The organism is Tissierella sp. P1, from assembly GCF_002266425.1.
Taxonomy (GTDB): Bacteria; Bacillota; Clostridia; order Tissierellales; family Tissierellaceae; genus Tissierella; species Tissierella carlieri.
On sequence record NZ_NPMN01000041.1, the window covers coordinates 23,503 to 30,007 of the forward strand.

The 6,505-nt window shown below is 30.2% G+C and carries 7 protein-coding genes; all 7 read left to right on the forward strand.

Going from position 1 to position 6,505, the window contains the following annotated elements; genetic code table 11:
- The first annotated feature begins 91 nt into the window (after window positions 1-91).
- A complete protein-coding gene (locus CIW83_RS19845; RefSeq protein ID WP_235601425.1) occupies window positions 92-598 on the forward strand; it encodes a hypothetical protein in 507 nt (168 codons plus the stop codon).
- A gap of 256 nt (window positions 599-854) precedes the next feature.
- The gene (locus CIW83_RS19850) at window positions 855-2,246 is read left to right on the forward strand and encodes a sodium:alanine symporter family protein (protein ID WP_094904184.1); all 1,392 of its coding nucleotides are present in this window, start codon (window positions 855-857) and stop codon (window positions 2,244-2,246) included.
- 105 nt (window positions 2,247-2,351) lie between these two features.
- A complete protein-coding gene (locus CIW83_RS19855; RefSeq protein WP_158220186.1) occupies window positions 2,352-2,906 on the forward strand; it encodes an RNA polymerase sigma factor in 555 nt (184 codons plus the stop codon).
- Window positions 2,903-3,400: a hypothetical protein gene (locus CIW83_RS19860; RefSeq protein WP_094904186.1), complete on the forward strand. Its 498-nt coding sequence runs from the start codon at window positions 2,903-2,905 to the stop codon at window positions 3,398-3,400. The genes CIW83_RS19855 and CIW83_RS19860 overlap by 4 nt, the downstream gene beginning before the upstream one ends.
- A 4-nt stretch (window positions 3,401-3,404) precedes the next feature.
- Window positions 3,405-4,205 carry a hypothetical protein gene (locus CIW83_RS19865; protein ID WP_094904187.1) on the forward strand — a complete coding sequence of 267 codons (801 nt, stop codon included), beginning with the start codon at window positions 3,405-3,407 and terminating at the stop codon, window positions 4,203-4,205.
- Window positions 4,195-5,103 (forward strand): hypothetical protein, encoded by a 909-nt coding sequence (locus CIW83_RS19870; protein WP_094904188.1) that lies wholly within the window; start codon window positions 4,195-4,197, stop codon window positions 5,101-5,103. Before CIW83_RS19865 ends, CIW83_RS19870 begins: the two co-directional genes overlap by 11 nt.
- Before the next feature lie 425 nt (window positions 5,104-5,528).
- A partial coding sequence (locus CIW83_RS19875) for an ABC transporter ATP-binding protein (RefSeq protein WP_094904189.1) occupies window positions 5,529-6,505 on the forward strand: 977 nt, incomplete at its 3' end.

Sequence of the window (6,505 nt, forward strand, 5' to 3'; positions counted from 1 at the left end):
AATAGAAGAATATATTAAGATGTACTAGAACAGGGGGTGCATTATAATAAAAAAACATACAATTTATATTTTATTAACGTACAGTGGATCAATGCTTTCTAAAGTTATAAATAAATATACTAAAGAACCGTATTCTCATGTATCTATAGCCTTTGACGAAGAATTAAAAGAATTATATAGCTTTGGGAGATTGAGACCTAATAATCCGCTTATTGCAGGATTTGTAAAAGAAGATATAGTAAATGGCACCTATGCTAGATTTCCAGAGACTAGATGTGCTTTATATTCTCTTGAGATAAATGATTTACAATATAGAAGGTTGATGAAAGAATTACAGAAATTTAAAAAAGACGGAGAGAAATATGGATATAATTTAATCGGGTTATTAGGGGTTATGGTAAATTATCCTATTCAAAGGAAATATAATTATTTCTGCTCCCAATTTGTATCATCATTACTTCGTAAGAGTGGTATAAAGTTAATCAATAAGCATACTGCCCTAACGTCTCCTAGAGACTTTAGAGAATGCAGAGAATTAAATCTTGTATATGAAGGTAAGTTACAGAATTATAATTTGAAGCAATCATACTTATATTAATAATTAGTAAAAACTCTAAAAATATAAAAAGTATTTTTAGAGTTTTTTATCTTATAATCTAGAATATTTTATCATGTGTTAATTTGTGCTTAAAATTTAACTTGTGGAATTAAGCTATATTTTGATGTGGAAATTAATAAAGTATAGAAAAGGAGGGAAGAAAGTTATTTAAGAAAGTAGAATAGCTTAAGAACTAAAAAATTACAAGGTTATTAGGATGATTAAAAGCACAATATTTTGCTAGGAGGTAATATCTATGTCAATTATCACATGGTTAAATAATAATATTATATGGGATATGCCCATGCTTATATTAATGATTGGTACAGGAACTTATTTAACTTTTATAACTAACGGAGTAATTTTTACAAGATTTGGCACAGTGATGAAATATACATTAAGAACTATTTTCAAAAGATATAATTATCAAGAAAAAGGTACTATAACTCCATTCCAAGCCGTATCCACAGCACTTGCTGCAACTGTAGGCACAGGAAATATTGTAGGTGTTGCTGTAGCGATTCAAGTGGGGGGACCAGGTGCTATATTTTGGATGTGGATATCTGCCCTTATTGGAATGGTTACAAAGTATGCTGAAGTTACATTGGCAGTTGCATATAGACATAGGAATAATAAAAATGAAATTGTAGGAGGTCCTATGTACTATATAACTAAAGGTATAGGGAGTAAAACTCTAGCCTACTTATTTTGTATATTTGGATTTCTTGCATCTTATGGTATAGGTAATATGGTGCAAGCTAATTCATTGGCTGGTGGCCTTGAATCCGTATTTAGTATTCCTACATGGATAACTGGCATTGTTTTGGCAATATTAGTAGGGCTTGTTATAATTGGAGGAATTGGTAGAATTGCTAGAGTAGCAGAAATATTGGTTCCATTAATGGCTGTATTATATATGTCAGGTGCTGTTGTAGCACTAATAGTTAATGCATCTAATATTCCGGCTGCTTTTATGTCTATCATTAGGGACGCATTTACAGGAACTGCAGCAGTAGGTGGATTTGCAGGATCAACTTCAATGTATGCCACTAGAATAGGTATAGCACGTGGGGTTTTTACAAATGAGGCAGGCTTAGGTAGTGCTCCTATTGCTCATGCAGCAGCACATACAGATCATCCAGCTAGACAAGGATTATGGGGAGCCTTTGAAGTGTTTTTTGATACATTGATAATGTGTACTGTTACTGCACTAGTAATCCTATCATCTGGATTATGGACTGATCCAAACTTAGATGGAAATATCATTTCATCATTAGCTTTTGAAAATGCCTTTAAAGGTGGAAGCTACATTGTTTCAATAGGTCTTGTTTTATTTGCATTTGCTACAATAATTGCTTGGTATTATTATGCTGAAAAATGTGTTGAATTTTTATTTGGTACAAAGGGGATTATTCCTTTTAGAATATCATTTGCTGGAGTGGTGTTTGTTGGCTGTGTATCTAAGCTTGAACTTGTATGGGAACTAGCTGATTTATTAAATGGAATGATGGCTATTCCTAACTTAATAGCTCTTATTGCTTTAAGTGGTGTAGTAAGAAAATTAACAAAAGATTTTTTTAACGATCCAGATCGTAAAAGACTAAAAAATGAAAAATTTTCTAAATATATTATTATAAAGAAAAAATAATATAAATGAAATAAACATCCAAGAACAAGAAAAATATCCAAAATTATTTTTGCAGTATTTTTATTATTACCTTCGTTATAATTAATGAGAGGAAGGAGGGGAGATATGATTAATGAGTCAGTACTGATAAAAAAGGCATTGGAAGGAGACCAGGATTCCTTTGCTGAAATAGTTGAACAATATAAAAATTATGTATTTGCTATTATTCTTAATTTTATTAAAGATTATAATGAAGTTGAAAATGTGGCTCAGGAAGTATTTTTACAAGTTTACCTCTCTCTCCCCACTTATGAATCTAATAATTTTAAAGGCTGGATTGGCAGAATTGCATCAAATAAATCTATAGATTGGCTTAGAAAGAAGAAAAGTAAATTTAGAGAAGAAGTAATGGAGGACAGTGAAGAATTAGTGGATAATGTAAAATTTAGCCATAGTCAGACTCCAGAGGAAATATTGATAGAAAAAGAAAAAAAAGAAGAAATTTCTAGGTTATGTAAGTCAATTCCTCCTATATATGAAGATACAATAACAAAGTTTTACTTACAAGGAAAGTCTTATGAGGAAATTGCATCAGAAGAGGGAACTACAGTTAAGACAATAGCTTCAAGATTATATCGGGGAAGAAATATGTTAAAAGAGAAATGGAGGGAAAGATTATGAAACATTATGATTATGTAGAATGGGTTTTATACAAAAATAATCTTCTTGATAAAGAAATTCATAGAAGGATGGAGGAGCATTTACTTCTATGTGATGAATGCATGGAGATTTTTCTTTCTCTCATAGATGAACAAGAGATGGAAAATGTAGGAGCTATTATTCCAGAGGATTTCACAGTAAAGGTTCTAGATAGTATTAAAAATATTACTCCTATAAAGAAACCAATACGGAAAACAACAAAGAAAACAATAAAGAAAAAAGTATCTAACGATTTCTTTGTATATTATGCAGCAGTAGCGTCAGTAGCTGTTATTTTAACTGCTACAGGATTCTTTGGGAGAATAGTAGATACCGTACCTCAGATATCTTCAAATGTATCTTCAAAAGAAAGCAGATTCAAAGCTAGTACAATATATGATCTTACAGAAGAAATAACAAATAGAACTTCTAAGTTTATAAATAATTTTCAATTTAGAATAGGTAAGGAGGATTAATAATATGAGACAAAAAAATAAATTTACTACATTTTTGTTGTCGTTTATACCAGGGTTATCTCATTTCTACTTAGGATATGCCGATAGAGGATTTATTTATCTCCTCATATTTGGAATGCTATGTGTAGGCACCATTGGGTTAAGCGTTTTGACTTATAGAGAAGAATTTTTAATATTGCTTGTAGGAGTTCCTATTATTTGGTTGGTAGCACTAATAGATGCATTTTCTACAATTAATGCCATGAGATATGGAGATAGCTCAGAAATAAAAAACATCTGGAATTCACAAGAAACAAAAATTTCCAATAAAAAGATTATTACTTTGGCTTTATCAATCATACCAGGAGCAGGTCATATGTACCTAGGCTATCAGAAAAAAGGATTAGTATTGATGGGTGGATTTTTCTTCGCTATATTTTTTATGGGATGGCTTCAGTTAAGTTTTTTACTGTTTTTATTGCCGTTGATTTGGTTTTATTCATTCTTTGATGCTTTCCATACACTTAATGGAAGTGATGTAGAAGATATGGATATATCGAAGCTATTACCAACTATTAAGCCTGAATATATAGGCATTGGGCTTGTGGGAATAGGGGTGCTTATTGCATTACAAAAAGTATTTTATCCAATATTAAGTCAGGTTCTTTCTAAAATATTTAATTACCATAACTTATATCAGGTAAGAAACTATATCCAAACTTCCATAGTAGCTTTGATATTCATTATTGGAGGTATTAAAATACTTCACAAAAATAAAAATATTGTGGATGATGATATGGAGGAGGATGAGGAATATGAAGAATAGAAGAGTAGGGACCATATCTATGGCCATAGTTTTAATTGGATTTGGAATACTGATATTTATAGCTCAAATCAATGAACTATCAGCTGCAGAACTTGCCATAAAGTTTTGGCCTAGTATATTAGTTTTACTAGGCGGAGAGATTCTCTGGTTTAGTTTTAAGGAGAAAAGAGAAAATGAGGGTATAATAATAAGATATGATGTGTTTTCTGTATTTATTGTAATGATTATATTATTTGTGAATATATTGATTTATGGACTTGTAGAAACAGGTGTGATGACAGTTATAAAATCAAGAGTAGCATCACAGACATTTAATTATGAATTACCATTTGAAGAATATAGTGTAGAAGATGGTATAGAAAAAATAATAATTGATGGACCTAGATATTCAGAGTTTACTGTTAGAACTAGTAAAAGCAATAAAATAACTACTTCAGGATTTATAAATATAACAACGGATAATAAAGAAAATGCTGAGAAATTATTAAATGAAAATCATATAAGTATAAATAAATCAGGAAATATTATGTATATAACATTTAAAGACAAATCAGATTATTATCAGTATAATCTTAGGGATTTAAATATTATTATACCAGACAATAAGGAAGTAGAGATAAACGGTGGAAATGATTTAGATTTGATAGTTGATAGTTTAGATAATAATTTAATAGTTGATAATATTAATAGATTGAAAATAAGAATAAATGAAAAATTAAATGTTAAAGTAGAAACTACTGCTAATAATGAAGAAGAGTTAAGAGGAAATGTGAAGTGGAATACTACTCAAATAGGTAGTGAAAATTTCCCCAAGTATAAGGGAGAATTAATATATGGTGATGGAAATAATATTTTAAAGATACTTAATTGTTATGATATAGCAGTAGATGGAATATAAAAGAACCTAAGGGTTCTTTTTTTTATACTAATAATACCAAAAAAATATATTATTTTGTATTGTAACTTAGTATTTTTCAATCCCTCATTTTTTTATAATCATATGATAGTTATTAAAATATTATTTAATATGAGGATATATAGGCATAAATTATATATTAGTCTTAGTATAATCTAGTAAGAGTATTAAAGAACGATAGTAAAACTTTTAGCTATCTTATTTATAAAAGTAAGCCCGGATACTTAATAAAAACTAAAGAAAAGAGTTTATAATTCAAAGATTTTGTTGCTAAATATTTATGGAATAAATGCCGAGGTTGCATTTATTTTTATATATATTCAGTGAAAGCATCTAAAGAGTAAATCCTAGTGTCTAAACTTATATAATACACTAGTAAATAAATATAATAAGAAAGGAAATGGGAAATGGGAAATGAAAAAATATTAGAGATCAAAGACTTACACACTGCCTTTAGATTTGAAGATGAGTATTTTGATGCAGTCGATGGTGTCTCTTTCTCTTTACACAAAAATGAGCTGCTAGCAATAGTTGGAGAATCTGGCTGCGGAAAAAGTACAATTGCCAACTCTATAGTAGGATTACATGACAAGAATTTTACTCGAGTCAGTGGTGAAATAATTTACAATGGTGAAAACATGGTTAATTATTCTGAGGAGCAACTAAATGAAATTAGAGGTAAGGAGATTGGTTTTATTTTTCAAGATCCATTAGCATCATTAAATCCATTGCATAGGATTGGGAAACAGATAGAAGAGTCTTTAATCTATCATACTGATTTGAATAGTGATCAAAGACATGAAAGAATGTTACAGCTTTTAGATCAAGTAGGGATAGTTAATCCCAAAAGAACAGCTAATCAGTTTCCTCATCAATTATCAGGTGGTATGAGGCAAAGAGTTTTAATAGCCATAGCTCTTTCCTGTAATCCTAATATAATTATAGCCGATGAGCCTACTACTGCCTTAGATGTTACAATACAAGCTCAGATACTAGATATTTTAATGGAACTTAAAAATAAAATCAATGCTGGTATTATTCTTATTACCCACGATTTAGGGGTAGTTGCACAGATGGCAGATAGAGTTGCTGTAATGTATGCTGGACAAATCGTTGAAATTGCTGAAGCAAATGAGCTTTTTAGTAATCCACTTCATCCTTATACAAGGTCATTGCTGCAATCAATACCTCAATCTGACTCAGATGATGAAGAACTTCACGTTATTCATGGAATGGTTCCATCATTGAAGAATTTACCAAGACAAGGATGTCGTTTTTCGTCAAGAATTCCTTGGATAGCAGCGTCAGAGCATGAAGATAATCCTGAACTTCATGAAGTTTTAAAGAATCATTTTGTAAGGTGTACTTGCTGGAAAGATTTCCA